The organism is Gordonia aichiensis NBRC 108223 (assembly GCF_000332975.1).
In the GTDB taxonomy this organism is placed as follows: domain Bacteria; phylum Actinomycetota; class Actinomycetes; order Mycobacteriales; family Mycobacteriaceae; genus Gordonia; species Gordonia aichiensis.
On record NZ_BANR01000004.1, the window covers coordinates 98104 to 114323 of the forward strand.

A 16220-nucleotide genomic window follows, 5' to 3' on the forward strand; every position below is an offset into this window, starting at 1 on the left:
CCTCAGCGCGTTTCGGAGGCCAGCTGCGGCAGCGAGTGGTCTTCGTCGAACTCTGCGTCGCCGTGGGAGACGGGCGTCAGCGTGAGAAGGCTGGCCTCTGGCCGGCAGCAGAAACGTGCGGGGGCCCACGGAGAGGTACCGAGTCCGGCACTGACGTGCAACTTCATCGCCGTACCCCAATTCGACGGTCCCTTGACGCGTGAGCGGTCGAGGTGGCAGTTGGTGACGATCGCCCCGATTCCGGGCAGACAGAGTTGGCCACCGTGGGTGTGGCCCGCCATCACGAGGTCGTAGCCGTCGTCGGCGAAGCGGTCGAGAACGCGCGGCTCGGGTGAGTGCGTCAGCCCGAGACGTAGATGTGCGAGCGGATTCGGGCGGCCTGCGATCGTTTCGTAGCGGTCTCGCTCGATGTGCGGGTCGTCGACACCCGACGCAACGACCCTCACCCCGGCGACCTCGAGTTCGCGTACGGAGTGTGTCGCATCGAGCCAGCCGCGCTCGATGAAGGCTGCCCGCAGATCCTGCCAGGGCAGCGGTGTGCCGTGGCTGCGTTCGTGGTCGGTGTTGAAGTACTTGAGCGGGTTCTTGGGGCTCGGGCCGAAATAATCGTTCGATCCGAACACGAAAAGCCCTGGGCGAGAGAGTAATCCGCCAAGAGACTGGATCACGGCAGGTACTGCGCCCGGATGGGCGAGGTTGTCGCCGGTGTTGACGACGAGGTCGGGCTCGAGGGATTCGAGTTCGGATACCCATGCCTGCTTGAGGCGCTGGTTCGGCATCATGTGCAGATCGCTGATGTGCAGGACCCGCAGTGGCGCCGCGCCCGGCTCGAGCACGGACATGGTGGCGTGGCGCAGTGTGAAGGCGTTGCGCTCGATCACCGTCGAATAGAAGAGCCCACCGGCAGCGAGCCCGGCCGCGACGCCGATGGCGCGCGCGGCGCGATGCGACGCCAGTTGTTCGCGAACGGACCCGGACGAGGACGCGACAGAAGAGAGAACGGTCCGCAACCGTGATGCGGCATCCGAGTGGACATCAGACATTCACCCAGGATACTCGTCACCGTCGCAGGTGAACCACCTCCGCGGAAACACCGCGACCCCTGGCGCGACTCGCTTGGCCGCGATCACCCGGGGAGCTGGATCACCACCGGACCGACGCCCGGCACCTGCACTGTGGTCTGCGTCGGCCCCGAATCGTCTCCGTTGTCGCCCTTGCGGCCGTTGCTGACGTAGATCGTGATGGTGCTGCCCGGCATCGCGGAGTCGGACGGAGCGGTGAACACCACCGTCCCCTGCTTGCGGCTGCTGTCGACCTCGAGCTGGTTCACCTTGAAACCGGCACCCTGTAGGCGTGAGGTCGCGTCACTCGCCGGTAGGCCGGTGACCTGCGGTATTCGGCCACTGTTGTTGCCGTTCATGTAGCGCGGATCCGACGGCGGGAGGTTGACCGGGCCGAACTTGGTCGCGATCGGCGTCAGCGCCGAGTACCAGGTCCGCGCGGGTTCCATACCGCCGTAGATGTCGCCCTCACCGCACAGCCGTGCCGGTCCTGAACACACACCCGAGGGATTGGGGCCGTCGGAGTAGACGTAGGTGGCCGCGGCCATCTGGTTGGTGAATCCGACGAACGCCGCCGAGCGGTGCGCCTCGGTCGTACCGGTCTTTCCCGACACCGGGAGGTTCCAGCCAGCGGCACCGGCGGCGCCTGCCGAGGTACCGCCACCCTTGTCGTCCTGGCTCATGAGGTTGGCCATCGTGTTGGCAAGACCAGGTTCGACGACCTTCTCGCATGCGGGCGGATTGAACGCGACCGGAGTGGTCGCGGCCTTGCCGTCGGGGTCGAGCACGCGGTTGCCGTACTGATCACGTTTGATCTTGCTGATCGACTTGATCGGATTCGGAGGGCACCACGTGCCACCCGAGCCGAGGGTCGCCGCCACGTTCGACAACTCGATCGCGTTGACCGGCCAGGGGCCGAGCGTGAACGAACCGAGGTTGCCGTCCTTGACGTACTGCGCGATGCTCTTGTCGCCATACCCCGACGACCCGGGCACCGTGTATGACCGCATACCCAGTCGGACGGCCATGTCGACAGCCGGCTTCACGCCGACCTGCTGCAGCAACTTGACGAAGGCAGTGTTGGGTGACTGTGCGAGAGCCTGCGTGATGGACATCGACGCGGGATACCTGCCGTCGTTCTTGACACAGTAATAGTTGGCCGGACACCCGTAGGCTCCGCCGCTGTCGCCCATGCCCTCGACTGCGACGCTGCCCGGCACGGGGATGTTGGAGTTGCCAGGCAACCCCTTCTCGAGTCCCGCGGCGACGGTGAAGATCTTGAAGACCGAGCCGGCTCCGTCGCCGACGAGCGAGAACGGTTGTGGCTGCACAGTCTGCGCGGCGTTGGTGTTGAGGCCGTAGTCGCGGCTCGATGCCATCGACAGGACGTCGTGCGACTGCGTGCCCGGCCGGATCACACTCATCACGCCTGCCACGCCGTCGGCGTCCGGGCTGACGTTGGCCTGCGCGGACCGGATGGTGTTGCGCTGAACCTCGGGGTCGAGTGTGGTCTGGATGATGTAGCCGCCCCGCGTGACCGACGAGCGGGACATGCCGTTCTCGGCGAGGAACTGCAACGCGTAGTCGCAGAAGAAGCCGTTGTTGTCGGCACCGATGCAGCCCTGGACGGGTGTGCGCGGCTGCGCGACGACACCGAGCGGCGCCTTCTTCGCCTCCTCGAGCTCGGCACGTCGTTCGGGGAAGTTCGCGATCATCGTGTCGAGGACGGTGTTACGTCGCACGGTCGCGGCCTCGGGATTGCTGTAGGGGTTCAGCGCCGAACTCGACTGCACCATGCCTGCCAGTAGCGCTGACTCTCCGACGTTGAGATCCTTGGCGCTCTTGCCGAAGTAGGTCTGTGCAGCGGCTTCGATGCCGTAGGCGTTGTTGCCGAACGGCACGACGTTGAGATAGCGGGTGACGATCTGCTTCTTCGCCTCCTGCTTGGCCGCGGCGTCGTCGAGGCCCTTGCGCTTGGCCTCATCGCGCAGCGACTGCTCCATCGTCAGCGCCATGCGCACCTCGCGCAGCTTCCTGGCGGGCGTCGTCTCGATCGCCGCCTGCCTGTCGGCTTCGGTGCGCGCGAGGACGAGGAGCTGATAGTTCTTGATGTACTGCTGATCCAGCGTCGACGCGCCCTGCTGGACCTCGCCCGACGACGAGTTCTTCAGGAACGCGCGGATCGTGCCCTTCCAGTCGACGCCGTCGTGCTCGAGGAATCGTCTGTCCTCGATGGAGATGATCGCGCGGATCATGTCGGGGGAGATGTCGTTGTATCCGACCTGGTATCGGTACTGGTCGAACAGGCGCGCTATGGGGTTCCCCGCTGCGTCGGTCATCGTGGTGACCTCGGGCAGCGTCCCGCTGAGCAGTTCCGACGACACGTTCTCCACTGCCGACGCCGCACGATTCGACGCGATGCCCACGCCGCTGGCTGCGGGATAGAGCAATCCGGCTACGAGCACGCCGGCCAACACGCATGCCCCGGCGAGTGACCACACCTTCTTCGACTTCGGCACACGGGACAGGATACGTGTGATTTCTGAGACATCCGCGTGGCCCGCCGATGAGGTGCGTGGCGGTCTCGGACCGTCGGCGTTGGCGGTCTGAATCCGGTGACCGGTCAGCCGACGGGAGACGCATTTGTCGGTTTCCCTGCGAGTTTGCACGGTTGTGCCATTTTCGTCCGCCTCAGGGGTTGCGGAGGCATGCACAGATCCTTAGATTGAACACAGAATGTGACTCACATAACATCTAGAACGTGAAGTGGCGCGAACATCTCCGGTAGTCCGGTCGCTTCGGTTGGCAGACGTGGTGTGAGAGGCGAGCATTCGCCGGCAACGACGCACGGTCGTTGTGCCGGGCACGGGTCGCGCACAGCGCGCAACGACAAAGGACAGGGGTCGGCTCATGGCGACATCGGCGGTATCGACCAACGAAACTCGACTGACGTGGGTGTCACGGGCGCGCTGCCGCGGTGAGGACCCCGATGAGCTCTTCGTTCGTGGTGCGGCTCAGCGGAAGGCTGCGGTCATCTGCCGCCACTGCCCGGTACAACTCGAATGCGGAGCCGATGCGCTCGACAACCGCGTCGAGTTCGGTGTGTGGGGTGGTATGACCGAACGCCAGCGTCGAGCGTTGCTGCGTCAGCATCCCGAGGTGACCTCGTGGGCGGAGTTCTTCGCGGCCCAGCGTCGTCGACGCGAGGTCTCTGCGGGCTGATCCCACCGCAGCGCTCAGCCCCACGGTGAATGGGGAAATCCGTTGCGCAGGAACGAGATCAACAGTGCATTGAGGGCCTCAGGTTGTTCGGCAGGCACCATGTGACTGCCCGGCAGCACCGCTAGCCGCGCGTGCGGGAGCGCGGCAACGACCGCCGAGCTGTGGTCGAGTGTGACCTCGTCGCGGTCGCCCTGCAGAACCATCGTCGGTGTGGTGATCGACGTCAGAGAGTTCAGATCGATACGTGGTTCGGTCGCGAAAAGGTGCTTCATCTTGGCATCGAACGTCGCGAAGTGGTCGGCGCCGTCGGGAGAGAGCGCCGCGTACTGCGATCGCAGCCCGACATCGCACGCTCTGAATCGAGCAACGCGGTCAGCGGACTCGCGGCCACTTTGCCGTCGTCGTTGTAGTACTGGCCGATCAGCACCATTCGCCCGAGCAGATCCTGCCGGTCGCGGGCGGCCAACAGTGCCACAGCCGCACCATCGCTCCAGCCGACGAGGTGCGCCGGGCCTTCGACGTGGTCTTCGAGATACGAGATCGTGTCGTCGGCCATCGCCTGGTAGGTGATCGGACCGTCGACGTCCGGTGTCCGCGCATGCCCGCGGCGTTCGGGGACGTGCACGCGGAATCCCGACTCGACCAGCGCGGGCGCTGTCAGCGCCCACGACGAGGCGCCGCCGTAGCCGCCGTGCAGCAGCACAACCGACGGGCCTTGACCCGAGACCTCATGCCATTCGCGGTGACCGGCGACGTCGACGTAACGACCCTCGAATCCGCGCAGCGATGCGGCGGCACGCGGACTCGTCCCACCTCGAGGCATCCGACAGTCACCCCCTGCCGGTGATCTCTTCCGCCACGGCGTGGAGGGCGTCGAGGTCGGCGACCTCGAACGGGAGCGACGGGACCCCGACGATCGGCACCGTCGGATGCGACGCGGTGAAGCGCTGCAACAGATGCAGCTCGCGTTTGCCGGTTGCCGCGCGCGCGGCGTGCAGGCGCAGCACGCCCTCGGTGAGATCGTCGGTGATTCTCTCCAGCGCGACGTGGGCGGCTTCCTCGGAGATGGTCGTCAGGTTCGGGTGCGTGCGGTTGAGAATCAGCCCCGCGAGCGGCATCGACTCCTCGCTGAGTCGGTCGACGAAGAACGCCGCCTCTCGCAGGGCGTCGGGCTCCGCGGCCGCGACCACCGCGAACCGGGTGCCGGGTTGTTTGAGTAGTTCGTAGGTGCGCAGCGCCCGCTCCTGGAAGCCGCCGAACATCGAATCGAGCGACTGGACGAACGTCGCGACGTCGCGCAGCATGTCGCCGCCGATGATCGTCGACACGCCCCGCATCGCCAGGCTCATCGCGCCGGTCACCATGCGTCCCACGCCGCGACCGCCGCCGACGAGCACCTTCATCAGGCGCCCGGACAGAAACGACCCGAGTCGTTGCGGAGCGTCGAGGAAATCGAGTGCATTCCGCGACGGTGGAGTGTCGACGACGATGAGGTCCCAGCGATTCTGCTCGAGCAACTTGCCGAGCTTCTCCATCGCCATGTACTCCTGCGTGCCGGAGAACGACGACGCGACGGTCTGATAAAAGGAGTTCTCCATGATCGCCGCCGCACGCTCAGGCGTCGAGTGTTCGAGCACCATCTCGTCGAAGGTGCGTCGCATGTCGAGCATCATCGCGTCGAGAGAGCCTGTGCCGTCTTCGGTGAGTGGTTCGACGGCGACGGGCTGCGGGTCGTTGGTCAGTTCGGTCATGCCGAGAGACTGCGCGAGTCGTCGGGCGGGATCGATGGTGAGAACCGCGACACTGCGGCCGTGCTCGGCCGCGTAGACTGCCATCGCTGCGGCCGTCGTCGTCTTTCCGACACCGCCTGCGCCGCAACAGATCACGACGCGGGTCTCAGGGTCGGTGAGCACCGAGCCCATCTTGAGGTCGAGTGGCATCACGCACCGGCTTTCTGCAGCAGGTTGGCCAGGTTGTAGAGCGAGCCGAGGTCGATGCCCTCGTCGAGCAGTGGTAGTTCGAGTGTCGGCACCTCGACCTCGTCGAGCTGGGCTTTGGCGACCTGCTGGGCCTGCAGCCGTGTCGCGTGCTCGATGCTCTCGGTGAGCAGCCCTGCGAGGTCGGTGTCGGACACCGGCAGCCCCGCGTCGGCGAGACTCCCCGCGATACGCGGGGCGTCGATGACTCCCTCCGCGATCGCGTCGATCCGGTCGGCGGGCAGGTACACGGGGCTGACCTTGTTGATGATCAGTGTCCCGACGTTGACGTTCTTGGATCGCAGATCGTCGACCGCCTCGACGGTTTCCTGGATGGGCATGGCCTCGAGCAGCGTGACGAGGTGGACAACGGTCTCGTCGGAGTGCAGGAGCCGCGCGACGCCGTCGCTCTGGTTGCGGATCGGACCGGTCTTCGCGAGGTCGGCCATTGCCGTGGTCACGTCGAGGAAGTTGCCGATGCGGCCGGTGGGCGGTGCGTCGACGACGACGGCGTCGTACACACGGTTGCCTGCCTTGTCGGTGTGGATGATGCGTTCTTTGATCTTGCCGGTGAGCAGCACGTCGCGTAGGCCGGGCGCAACCGTGGTCACGAAATCGATTGCCCCTATGCGCTTCATCGCGCGCCCGGCGAACCCCAGGTTGTAGAACATGTCGAGGTACTCGAGCAGGGCGTGCTCGATGTCGATCGCGAGTGCCCACACCTCGCCGCCGCCCTCGGCGGTCGCGATGCGGGTGTCGTTCGGGGGGAGCGGTGGAATGTCGAAGAGCTGGGCGATTCCCTGACGACCCTCGCATTCGACGAGCAGCACCCGCTTCCCGTCGGCGGCCAGCGCCAACGCGAGCGCAGCGGCGACGGTCGTCTTACCGGTTCCGCCCTTGCCCGAGACGAAGTGCAGGCGTGCATGTGAAGCGCTTTCGGGCCAGGTGTTCTCCGCTTCGTCGGCGGTGCCTGGCGTCGACTCCCCGTCGGCTGTTTTGTCGGCCACAGCTTCACCTTAGATGCTGGGTGTCTCAAGATAGGGTGGGTCCATGAGTGAAGTGACCGCCTGGGAGTACGCGACGGTGCCGCTGCTGACGCACGCGACGAAACAGATCCTCGACACCTGGGGTGCTGACGGCTGGGAGCTGGTCAGCGTGTTGCCCGGCCCCACCGGCGAACAGCACGTGGCATATCTCAAGCGACCCAAGGGCTGAGGAGAACCGATGAGCTGGAGTGAACGTCTGCCGCAGATCGGCATCGTCCTGCCTCCCGCAGCCAAGCCGGTGGCCAACTACGTCCCGGCCGTCCGCATCGGGAACCTGGTGTACACGTCCGGACAGTTGCCCTTCGTCTCCGGTGAGCTCGAGTTCCGTGGCAGGGTCCACGAGGGCGCCGACGGTACCGTCACCCCCGACCAGGCGATCAGCGCTGCCAGGCAGTGCACGCTCAATGCGTTGGCAGCGATTGACGCTCTAGTCGGCCTCGATTCGATCACCCGCATCGTGAAGGTGACCGGGTTCGTGGCCTCCGGACCGGGTTTCTGCGGTCAACCGCAGGTGCTGAACGGGGCGTCGGATCTATTGGCCGACATCTTCGGGGAGGCCGGCGTGCACGCGCGGTCGGCGGTCGGTGTCGCCGAGCTTCCGTTGGCGTCTCCGGTCGAGGTCGAGCTGATCGTCGAGGTCGCGCCCGAATCGTGAGATCCATCGATCGGTGAGTCTCGATGTCGTAGCGCTCTTCGGCGCGGCCGTCGCCGCGGGCTGGGTCGACGCCGTCGTCGGTGGTGGTGGCTTGATCATGATCCCGGCGCTGCTGATCACCACTCCCGGGCTCGCGCCCGCGACGGCACTCGGGACCAACAAGCTGATGGCGATCTTCGGGACGTTGTCGGCGGCGTGGCGCTACTCCCGTCGGGTGCCGATGGATGTTCGACGCCTCGCCCCGGTCTTCCTCTGCGCGGTGGTGTTCTCGGCTCTCGGTGCGCTTGTCGCTGCGCTGCTGCCTGCCGATGTCTTCACCCCGATCGTGTTGGTGCTGCTGGTCGTGGTCGGCGTGTTCGTCGCTTTCAATCCGCGTTTCGGTTCCCACGACGTCACCGGGAAGTCGCGGCGGTCCATCATTCTCGGGCTCGTGACATGTGGCGTCGTCATCGCCTTCTACGACGGTGTGCTCGGTCCGGGGACCGGGACATTCCTGATCATCACGCTGACCGCCCTGGTCGGTACGAGTTTTCTGGAGAGCTCGGCGATGGCGAAGGTCATCAACACAGGCACCAACCTGGGAGCGCTTGCGGTGTTCGCAGCGCAGGGGCACGTGATGTGGCTGCTCGGCCTGGCGCTCGCGGTCGGAAACATCGCGGGCGCACAGCTCGGATCACACATGGCGTTGGGTCGGGGTAGCTCTTTCGTGCGGTGGGTCCTGCTGGCGGTTGTCGTCGTGATGGTCGCGAAACTCGGTTATGACCTGTGGAGCGGATGAGCGCTCATCCGCGCGGGCTCGACCACCGCGTTCGGGTGTCGGGCCGCTTCGATAGGGTCGGGGCACCGAATCGAGGTCGGGGGTGAATGTCGTGGTCGGCGTGCTCGGAGTCGTGACGCTGGCGATCGGCGGTCCGGATTCACTCGGCGAGGTCGAACTACGTATCGGCGGCGGCACCGAGAGGTACCTCGCGCAGGCGCGCGAGGCCATCGCCGAGGGGGCGGACGTCCTGGTGGTCCGTGTGCTTCCCGGACGCGTCGTCGATGTCGAACGGTGGATCGCCCCGCCCGGCACCGTGTGAACCGTTCGGTGCGCCCGTGCCGTCGGATGAAGGAACGACACGGGATGTCGACGCGCGGCCCGGCTACGTCATGCTGTACCCGACCTACTGCAGGAGGAGTGTTCGATGCTCGGCTATCACGTTCCCGAACCAGATGAAGCGATGTTGATCTCGGGCAAGAAGTCCGGCGATGACGGCGCCCCGTTCGTCGTCGTTGTCGGACACGGCAAATGGGTGATGCCGTTCTTCCGCAAGGTGCGGTATCTGTCGATGGCGTTGCACGAGGCGTCGATTCGCGAGGTCTGTGTGACGACGCAGGGCATCCAGTTGAACGTGCGCGCGGTGATCGCGCACAAGGTCGGCGGCGACGTCGCGTCGATCGTCAACGCCGGACAGCGTTTCATCTCCGAGCAGGAGGCCGAGATGAATCAGCTCACCGGACAGGTCTTCTCGGGGCATCTGCGTTCGATCGTCGGCTCGATGACCGTCGAACAGATCATCCGGGAGCGCGACACCCTCGCCCGTCAGGTGCTCGAGGCGTCGAAGCGGGAGATGGGGTCGATCGGGCTGGTCGTCGATTCCTTCCAGATCCAGTCGATCGACGACATGGATTCGGGCTACATCAATGCGCTAGCAGCGCCCAACATCGCCAAGGTGCAGCGGGAGGCCGCCGTCGAGCGAGCACGCGCCGATCAGGAGGCGGCCAAGGCTCAGCAGGAATCCCTGCGGAACCAGGCCGACTACGAGCGCGAGACGTCGATCAAGCGCGCGGAGATCAAGTCGGAGACCGACAAGGCCAATGCCGAAGCCGCGCAGGCCGGTCCGTTGGCGGAGGCGCGCGTGAACCAGGAGATCATCCGGGAGCAGTCGGTGCTGGCCCAGGCGCAGGCCGACCTCCGTGAGCAGCAACTGATCTCGGAGGTCGTCAAGCCGGCGGAAGCCGAGGCGCGACGGACTCAGATCCTCGCCGAAGCCGAGGCGAAGGCAGTCGAGATCTCGTCTGAAGCTGCTGCGAAGAACAACCGCATCGCACTCGATCAGCAGTTGATCGATCAATTGCCAGAGCTCGTCGCCGAGGTTGCCAAGGGGCTCGGCTCGGCCAACCTCACCGTGTTCAACGGTGCCGAGGGCGTGAACGAGATCATGACCGGCGTGATCACGCAGGGTGCAGGCCTGCTGCGGAGTCTGCAGGACCAGCTTCAGGCGGGACCCGTCGTCGAACAGAGCCCGAACGGGTCTGCTCAGTAGAAGCGGATGGGCGGCGCGATGTGGATGATGTGAGCCGCATTACGCTGTTGGCATGACGAGTTCGAGCGATCGCGGTTCTGCCGACGAGGGTGATTCCGCGGCCGAGACACAGACCGAATTCGACGCCACGCCGTCGCATCCCGCGTATGGGGTGCTGCGTGAGGTGACACCGTTCGCGTCGGTGTTGTTGTGCGACAACCCGGGGATGATGGAACTCGACGGCACCAACACGTGGGTGTTGCGTGCCCCGGGGAGTGCCGAGTGCGTCGTCGTCGATCCGGGGCCGCGCAAGCACAAGAAGCACGTCAGGCGAATCGCCGAGCAACCAGGTATCGCGCTCACGTTGATCACCCACCGGCACGGCGATCACACCGGCGCGATCAAGGCGCTGCACAAGCACACCGGGGTTCCGACGCGGGCACGGCTGGCCGAGCATTCGCGCGGGGCGGCAGCGCTGGCAGACCGAGAGGTCATCGAGGTCGCCGGGCTGACGATCACCGTGTTGCACACGCCGGGCCACACCGGTGACTCGGTGAGCTTCCTCGTCGAGTGGGAGGGACAGCGTGCGGTTCTCACCGGCGACACGATTCTCGGGAGTGGTACCACCGTGCTGGATCCGGCTGATGGCACCCTGCGCGACTACCTGAACTCGTTGAACCGCTTGATCGTCGAGGGCGAGGGGGCGACGTTGCTACCCGCGCACGGCCCCGACCATCCCGACCTCGGTCCCGTGGCGCGGTTCTACAAGAAGCACCGCGAGGACCGGCTCGACCAGATCGCTGCAGCGCTCGACGACATGGGTGTCTCGGCGAAGAAGGCGAAGCCGATGAAGGTGGTGCGCAAGGTCTACGCCGACGTCGACAAGAAGCTCTGGCCTGCCGCGAGGATGTCGGTCGAGGCTCAGTTGGAGTACCTGCGGAGGGCGTGATCGCGTCGTGCGCGGACAGTGGTGAAACCGCCCGATCGGCCCGAACGGCGAAAGGTCCCGCCGCGCTCGTCGCGTAACGGGACCTCTCCGGGCTTCTCGGTTGAGCTACCGTGCCCGTCGGGCGAGGCGCTCCGAGTCGGCGATGAGGACGCTCTTGCCCTCCAGTCGAAGCCAGCCCCGCTGCGCGAAGTCGGCGAGGGCCTTGTTCACGGTTTCGCGCGACGCTCCGACGAGCTGGGCGATCTCTTCCTGGGTCAGGTCGTGGGTGACGCGCAGCGCGCCGCCCTCCTGGGTGCCGAAGCGTTGCGCCAGCTGCAGCAGCTGCTTGGCGACGCGTCCGGGGACGTCGGTGAAGATCAGGTCGGCGAGGTTGTTGTTGGTACGACGCAGACGTCGGGCCAGCACACGCAGCAACTGCTCGGCGATCTCGGGGCGGTCCTTGATCCAGGCGCGCAGTGCGTCACGGTCCATCGAGACGGCGCGTACCTCGGTGACAGTCGTGGCCGACGACGTGCGCGGACCCGGGTCGAAGATGGACAGTTCACCGAACATGTCCGACGGTCCCATGATGGTCAGCAGGTTCTCACGACCGTCGGGTGAGCGTCGTCCGACCTTCACCTTGCCCGACAGAATGATGTACAAGCGGTCGCCAGGCTCTCCCTCATGGAAGATGACGTGCCCGCGTGGGAAATCAACGGGCTGTAGTTGCTTGGTCAGTGCCGCGACAGCGGAGGGCTCCACACCCTGGAAAATTCCCGCCCGCGCCAGTACTTCCTCCACCTAAGGAACCTTTCTCATCGTCCGCGTGAAACGGCACACGCACTTCGCAACGCTACTCTCGCTTGAAGCATATGTGTTGAATGGGTCACTGGTGCCACTTTGCGCTCCGTGTTGCGCGGGCGGAATCGATGTCCGGGGGTGCTCACGCGACTTCATGTGAGCGTCGGTCGCGGCGTGTGACGCGCAGTGATCGTGGCAGCGGATGGTTGTCTGGGCGAGTATCTGTCGACGGCTGTGATCAGCTCGCGCGACGTTCGCGCAGTTCGTCGAGCGCGGCGGGAAAACCGTCCCTGGCCAGGGTGTCCACGTGCTGGGACTCTGCTGATTGCAGAAACTCCTCGACGTTGTCGCGGGAGACGCTGAGCCGATCCGTGTGGTGTTGCACCTTCTCCATCGCGAGGGCGAAGAGCATCAACACAGCAGGGAAGAGCAGTGCGGCGAGTCCTTGCATACCGATCAGTAAACACCGACGGCCGATGAGGCTCCTAACCGGAATCGTCGCCTTCACTGACTTGTTATCAACCCGTCGCCACCGACACGGTCGGACTCGATGGCTAACCTGAATCGTGTGAGTGCACGTAAGAAGGCCGCGGGAGCCAGGACAGAAACCCACCTCGGTCTCGTCCGGCGTGCACGACGGATGAACCGTGAACTGAAGGTCGAGTTCCCCCACGTCTACTGCGAACTCGACTTCACCACTCCGCTCGAACTGTCCGTCGCGACGATCCTGTCTGCGCAGTGCACCGACGTCCGGGTCAACATGGTGACCCCCGCACTCTTCGCGAAGTACCGGACAGCCGCCGACTACGCGGGAGCCGACCGCACCGAACTCGAAGAGATGATCCGGACGACGGGCTTCTACCGGAACAAGGCCAACTCGATCATCGGACTCGGCCAGGCGCTGGTGGAACGCTTCGACGGGGAGGTTCCGCACACCCTCAAGGAACTCGTCAGCCTCCCGGGCTTCGGGCGTAAGACCGCCAACGTCGTGCTGGGCAACGCCTTCGACATCCCCGGCATCACGGTCGATACCCACTTCTCGCGGCTCGTGCAGCGTTGGGGCTGGACCACCGAGACGGATCCGGTGAAGATCGAGCACGCCGTCGGTGAACTCTTCGAGCGCAAGGAGTGGACCAACCTCTCGCACCGCGTCATCTTCCACGGGAGACGCGTGTGTCACGCGCGCAAGCCCGCGTGCGGGGTGTGCGTCCTGGCCAAAGACTGCCCTTCGGTCGGACTCGGCCCGCTCGACAAGACCGAGGCGGCCAAGCTCGTCAAAGGGCCCGAGACCGACCACATCCTCGAGCTTGCGGGGATCTCCGCATAGTGGGAACCTCCGCGACGACGTCGGATCCCGACGCACCGACCCCGCACGACGAGCCACCCACGGAGCGTCGGCGTAGCCGCTTCCCGGCGGCTCTGCGCTGGACGCTGGTCTTCTTCGTGGTGATGGTGGCGCTGATCGTGGCGATCTGGCCGCGCGACTCGGGGTCGTCGGACGGCACCGGTTCGCAGACCGCCGGGTCGGGTGTCGCGGCAGTCCCCGACGCGAAGGTCGACGATGCCGTTCTCGCCAAGGCGCGGGCCGACGCCGCCGTTGAACCATGTCCGAATAGCGGATTGCCGCAATCGAGTGGCGCGGTGCTGGCCGGCGTCGTCGCGCCGTGTCTGGCCACCGGGAACGCGTACGACCTGGGGGCGGGGACAGCGGGGAAGCCGGTTCTGATCAACATGTGGGCGGTGTGGTGCCTGCCGTGCCGGAGGGAGTTGCCGGTACTCGCCGAGTACGCGCGGCGCGCGGGTGATCGGGTTACTGTGCTGACCGTGCATGCCGAACAGGGCGCGGGTAACCCCTATGCGGTCTTGACGTTCCTGCGCGAGATCGGAGTACACCTCCCGACGGTGCTCGACGTCGACGGCAAGGTGGCCGCCGCGCTGAAGGCGCCGCGGGTCTTCCCGTCGACCATCCTTGTGCGCCCCGACGGCACCGTGGCCACGACGCTTCCCAAGGAGTTCGGCAGCGTCGACGAGGTTGCCGATGCCGTGCGTGACGCCACCGGTGTAGCCGCGTGACACGCACCGACCATCCCGCGCGGGAACCTCATGTGGGGCAACTCGTCGACACCGAACAGGTTCCGCCGTGGTTGCGTCGGCTCACCGGCAATGTGTCGGCCGTGACCGACAGCGTGCTCGGCCGTGGCGGCGACCGCGCGCGGTGGGCGTCGATGCTGCGCCGCGACCGACGCGCGGCGTCGGTGTTGATCCTGTTCTCCGGGTCCTGGGAGGCCGATCCCGACTATCCCGGCGGTCTGCCCGCCGACGCCGAGGTACTGCTCACCGAGCGTGCCCCGACGTTGCGTCAGCACAGCGGGCAGGTGGCGTTTCCCGGCGGCTCGTTCGACCCGGGCGACGACTATCCGGTCGGGACTGCGTTGCGTGAGGCGACCGAGGAGACCGGGCTTGACCAGAGCAGCGTCGACATTCTCGCCAATCTGCCGAGCTTTCCGGTACCGGTGTCGAACTTCGAGGTGACCCCGGTCGTCGCGCATTGGCGCGAGCCCGGCCGCGTCGGCGTTGTCGACGCGGGCGAGACCTCGCGTGTGGTGCGCGTGAACGTGCGCGAGATGCTGGCGCCGCAGAACCGTTTCCAGGTGCAGCGGTCGGTGCTTGGTGCGCGCGCCTACCGTGGGCCCGCGTTCTTTGTCGACGGACTCCTGGTGTGGGGATTCACCGGCGGACTGATCGCGGCGATCAGCGATGCGTCGGGGTGGGATGTCGCGTGGGATCACGACGATGTCCGCCCGCTCGAGGAGATGATCAAGCGAGCGGGTTCGCCTCAGCACAGCGGTTTTCCGACGCCGCGCCCCGTTGCAGACGGTGATACCGGTGACGAGGCTTCCGGTGACGGGAATGTCGGTCCGTCCGAGGATGCCCTCCGGTGAGCGGATCGACGTGGGTCGACGTCATCGTCGTCGTCATCGCCCTGTTGGCCGCGTTGAGCGGTTGGCGCCAGGGCGCCGTGGCGTCGGGACTGGCGGTGGTCGGCGTTGTCCTTGGTGCTGTGGCAGGGATTCTGATTGCGCCGCATGTGCTTTCACGCATCGACGATCGTGGTGTGCGCTTGGTCGTCGGGGTCGTCATGCTGGTGGTGCTGGTGATCATCGGCGAGACGTCGGGGATGGTCCTCGGTCGGGCAGCCCGCGGCGGAATCAGGTCGACGGCGTTGCGTCACGTCGACAGCGTGATCGGTCTGATGCTGCAGGTGATCGCGGTGTTGGTGGCAGCGTGGCTGCTCGCGATCCCGCTCGGTCGATCGTCCTCGCCCGAGATCGCGAGTGCCGTGCGCGGATCCACCGTTCTGCGCGGCGTCGACTCCGTCGCCCCGACGTGGCTGCGCGACTTCCCGACTCGCGAGCTCGGACCGATACTCGACGACTCGGGTCTTCCCGAGGTGATCGGACCGTTCGTTCAGACACCGGTGGCCAACGTCGACCCGCCCCACACGTCGCTGGAGGATTCCGCGATCGTCTCGCAGGTACAACCGAGCGTCGTGAAGATCGAGGGCGTTGCCCCGAGTTGTCAGCAGGCGCTCGAGGGCAGTGGTTTCGTCGTGTCCTCCGAGCGGGTCATGACCAACGCCCACGTGGTGGCGGGGACGCGACGACTGACGGTGCAGACACCCGGGGGTGATTCGCTGACCGCTCGAGTGGTGCTTTTCGACAGCCGCAACGACATCGCCGTTCTCGATGTGCCTGGACTACGTGCTGAAGCTCTGCGATTCGACGACGCGCCGGCGAAGCCGGGAGCGGATGCCATCGTTCTCGGCTACCCCGAGGCCGGACCTTTCACATCCACAGCGGTGCGGGTGCGCGAGACGATCAACTTGTCCGGCCCGGACATCTATCGGACTGATCAGGTGCTGCGCGAGGTGTACACGGTGCGCGGGACCATTCGCCAGGGCAATTCCGGTGGGCCCATGATCGATGCGGACGGCGACGTGCTCGGCGTCGTGTTCGGTGCCGCCGAGGACACAGCGGACGACACCGGCTTCGTCCTCACCGCCAAGCAGGTGAAGTCCGACCTCGACGCCTCCGAGCAGCGCACCGCCCGGGTGAGCACCGGCCAGTGCGTGCATTCGTGACGCCGACGCGTCGACTGTGCGTTCTGGTCCGTCGACCGTGCGTCGCGAACTGTCGACTGTGCGTCGCGGATCGTCGACTGTGCGTCGCGAACTGTCGACTGTGCG

19 protein-coding genes are annotated in these 16220 nt (G+C 66.0%); 11 read left to right on the top strand and 8 right to left on the bottom strand.

What is annotated here, in order from left to right; genetic code table 11:
* Positions 1 to 2: 2 nt before the first annotated feature.
* Together GOACH_RS05075 and GOACH_RS05080 are read right to left on the bottom strand one after the other, a co-directional pair.
* Entirely contained in the window at positions 3 to 1043 is a 1041-nt protein-coding gene (locus tag GOACH_RS05075; RefSeq protein WP_005171544.1) for a metallophosphoesterase, read from the bottom strand.
* 83 nt (positions 1044 to 1126) lie between these two features.
* Positions 1127 to 3580 (bottom strand): penicillin-binding protein, encoded by a 2454-nt coding sequence (locus GOACH_RS05080; RefSeq protein ID WP_040517785.1) that lies wholly within the window; start codon positions 3578 to 3580, stop codon positions 1127 to 1129.
* 391 nt (positions 3581 to 3971) lie between these two features.
* Here GOACH_RS05080 and GOACH_RS23280 point away from each other — a divergent pair, with 391 nt between their 5' ends.
* Positions 3972 to 4283, top strand: coding sequence for a WhiB family transcriptional regulator (locus GOACH_RS23280; protein ID WP_039993908.1), 312 nt, complete (start codon positions 3972 to 3974; stop codon positions 4281 to 4283).
* A gap of 14 nt (positions 4284 to 4297) precedes the next feature.
* Here GOACH_RS23280 and GOACH_RS24210 read toward each other — a convergent pair whose 3' ends face one another.
* Genes GOACH_RS24210 through bagA form a run of 4 tightly spaced genes read right to left on the bottom strand, consistent with a single transcriptional unit; the run spans position 4298 to position 7266 of the window.
* Positions 4298 to 4555: an alpha/beta fold hydrolase gene (locus GOACH_RS24210; RefSeq protein ID WP_005171552.1), complete on the bottom strand. Its 258-nt coding sequence runs from the start codon at positions 4553 to 4555 to the stop codon at positions 4298 to 4300.
* Positions 4552 to 5106, bottom strand: a complete 555-nt coding sequence (locus GOACH_RS05090; RefSeq protein WP_005171556.1) for an alpha/beta fold hydrolase — start codon at positions 5104 to 5106, stop codon at positions 4552 to 4554. Before GOACH_RS05090 ends, GOACH_RS24210 begins: the two co-directional genes overlap by 4 nt.
* Before the next feature lie 7 nt (positions 5107 to 5113).
* Entirely contained in the window at positions 5114 to 6223 is a 1110-nt protein-coding gene (bagB, locus tag GOACH_RS05095; protein ID WP_005171559.1) for an ArsA family ATPase, read from the bottom strand.
* Positions 6223 to 7266, bottom strand: a complete 1044-nt coding sequence (gene bagA / locus GOACH_RS05100; RefSeq protein ID WP_005171560.1) for an ATPase BagA — start codon at positions 7264 to 7266, stop codon at positions 6223 to 6225. Before bagA ends, bagB begins: the two co-directional genes overlap by 1 nt.
* Positions 7267 to 7309: 43 nt before the next feature.
* On the opposite strand from bagA, the gene sp36 reads away from it, so the two are divergent.
* The 6 genes from sp36 (at position 7310) to GOACH_RS05125 (ending at position 11194) form a co-directional block, all read left to right on the top strand.
* The gene (gene sp36 / locus GOACH_RS23615) at positions 7310 to 7474 is read left to right on the top strand and encodes a Sp36 family protein (RefSeq protein WP_005171569.1); all 165 of its coding nucleotides are present in this window, start codon (positions 7310 to 7312) and stop codon (positions 7472 to 7474) included.
* Between the two features lie 9 nt (positions 7475 to 7483).
* Positions 7484 to 7960: a RidA family protein gene (locus tag GOACH_RS05105; RefSeq protein ID WP_005171570.1), complete on the top strand. Its 477-nt coding sequence runs from the start codon at positions 7484 to 7486 to the stop codon at positions 7958 to 7960.
* 13 nt (positions 7961 to 7973) lie between these two features.
* On the top strand, positions 7974 to 8738 hold the full coding sequence (locus GOACH_RS05110) for a TSUP family transporter (protein WP_005171571.1): 765 nt from the start codon (positions 7974 to 7976) through the stop codon (positions 8736 to 8738).
* A gap of 82 nt (positions 8739 to 8820) precedes the next feature.
* Entirely contained in the window at positions 8821 to 9039 is a 219-nt protein-coding gene (locus tag GOACH_RS05115; RefSeq protein WP_005171573.1) for an NfeD C-terminal domain-containing protein, read from the top strand.
* 105 nt (positions 9040 to 9144) lie between these two features.
* Positions 9145 to 10266: a flotillin family protein gene (locus GOACH_RS05120; RefSeq protein ID WP_005171575.1), complete on the top strand. Its 1122-nt coding sequence runs from the start codon at positions 9145 to 9147 to the stop codon at positions 10264 to 10266.
* Positions 10267 to 10318: 52 nt separating this feature from the next.
* On the top strand, positions 10319 to 11194 hold the full coding sequence (locus tag GOACH_RS05125) for an MBL fold metallo-hydrolase (RefSeq protein WP_005171578.1): 876 nt from the start codon (positions 10319 to 10321) through the stop codon (positions 11192 to 11194).
* Between the two features lie 105 nt (positions 11195 to 11299).
* On the opposite strand, the gene GOACH_RS05130 is transcribed toward GOACH_RS05125, so the two are convergent.
* Positions 11300 to 11974 (bottom strand): Crp/Fnr family transcriptional regulator, encoded by a 675-nt coding sequence (locus GOACH_RS05130; RefSeq protein WP_005171581.1) that lies wholly within the window; start codon positions 11972 to 11974, stop codon positions 11300 to 11302.
* Between the two features lie 238 nt (positions 11975 to 12212).
* Positions 12213 to 12425 (bottom strand): hypothetical protein, encoded by a 213-nt coding sequence (locus GOACH_RS05135; RefSeq protein ID WP_005171585.1) that lies wholly within the window; start codon positions 12423 to 12425, stop codon positions 12213 to 12215.
* 99 nt (positions 12426 to 12524) lie between these two features.
* Here GOACH_RS05135 and nth point away from each other — a divergent pair, with 99 nt between their 5' ends.
* From nth to GOACH_RS05155, 4 genes are read left to right on the top strand one after another with little or no spacing between them, the layout of a single operon-like run.
* Complete coding sequence (gene nth / locus GOACH_RS05140) at positions 12525 to 13301, top strand: endonuclease III (protein ID WP_005171588.1); 777 nt, start codon at positions 12525 to 12527, stop codon at positions 13299 to 13301.
* Entirely contained in the window at positions 13301 to 14047 is a 747-nt protein-coding gene (locus tag GOACH_RS05145; protein WP_005171592.1) for a TlpA family protein disulfide reductase, read from the top strand. Before nth ends, GOACH_RS05145 begins: the two co-directional genes overlap by 1 nt.
* Entirely contained in the window at positions 14044 to 14916 is an 873-nt protein-coding gene (locus GOACH_RS05150) for an NUDIX hydrolase (RefSeq protein ID WP_005171596.1), read from the top strand. The genes GOACH_RS05145 and GOACH_RS05150 overlap by 4 nt, the downstream gene beginning before the upstream one ends.
* Complete coding sequence (locus GOACH_RS05155; RefSeq protein WP_005171599.1) at positions 14913 to 16115, top strand: MarP family serine protease; 1203 nt, start codon at positions 14913 to 14915, stop codon at positions 16113 to 16115. Before GOACH_RS05150 ends, GOACH_RS05155 begins: the two co-directional genes overlap by 4 nt.
* The last annotated feature ends 105 nt before the right edge of the window (positions 16116 to 16220 follow it).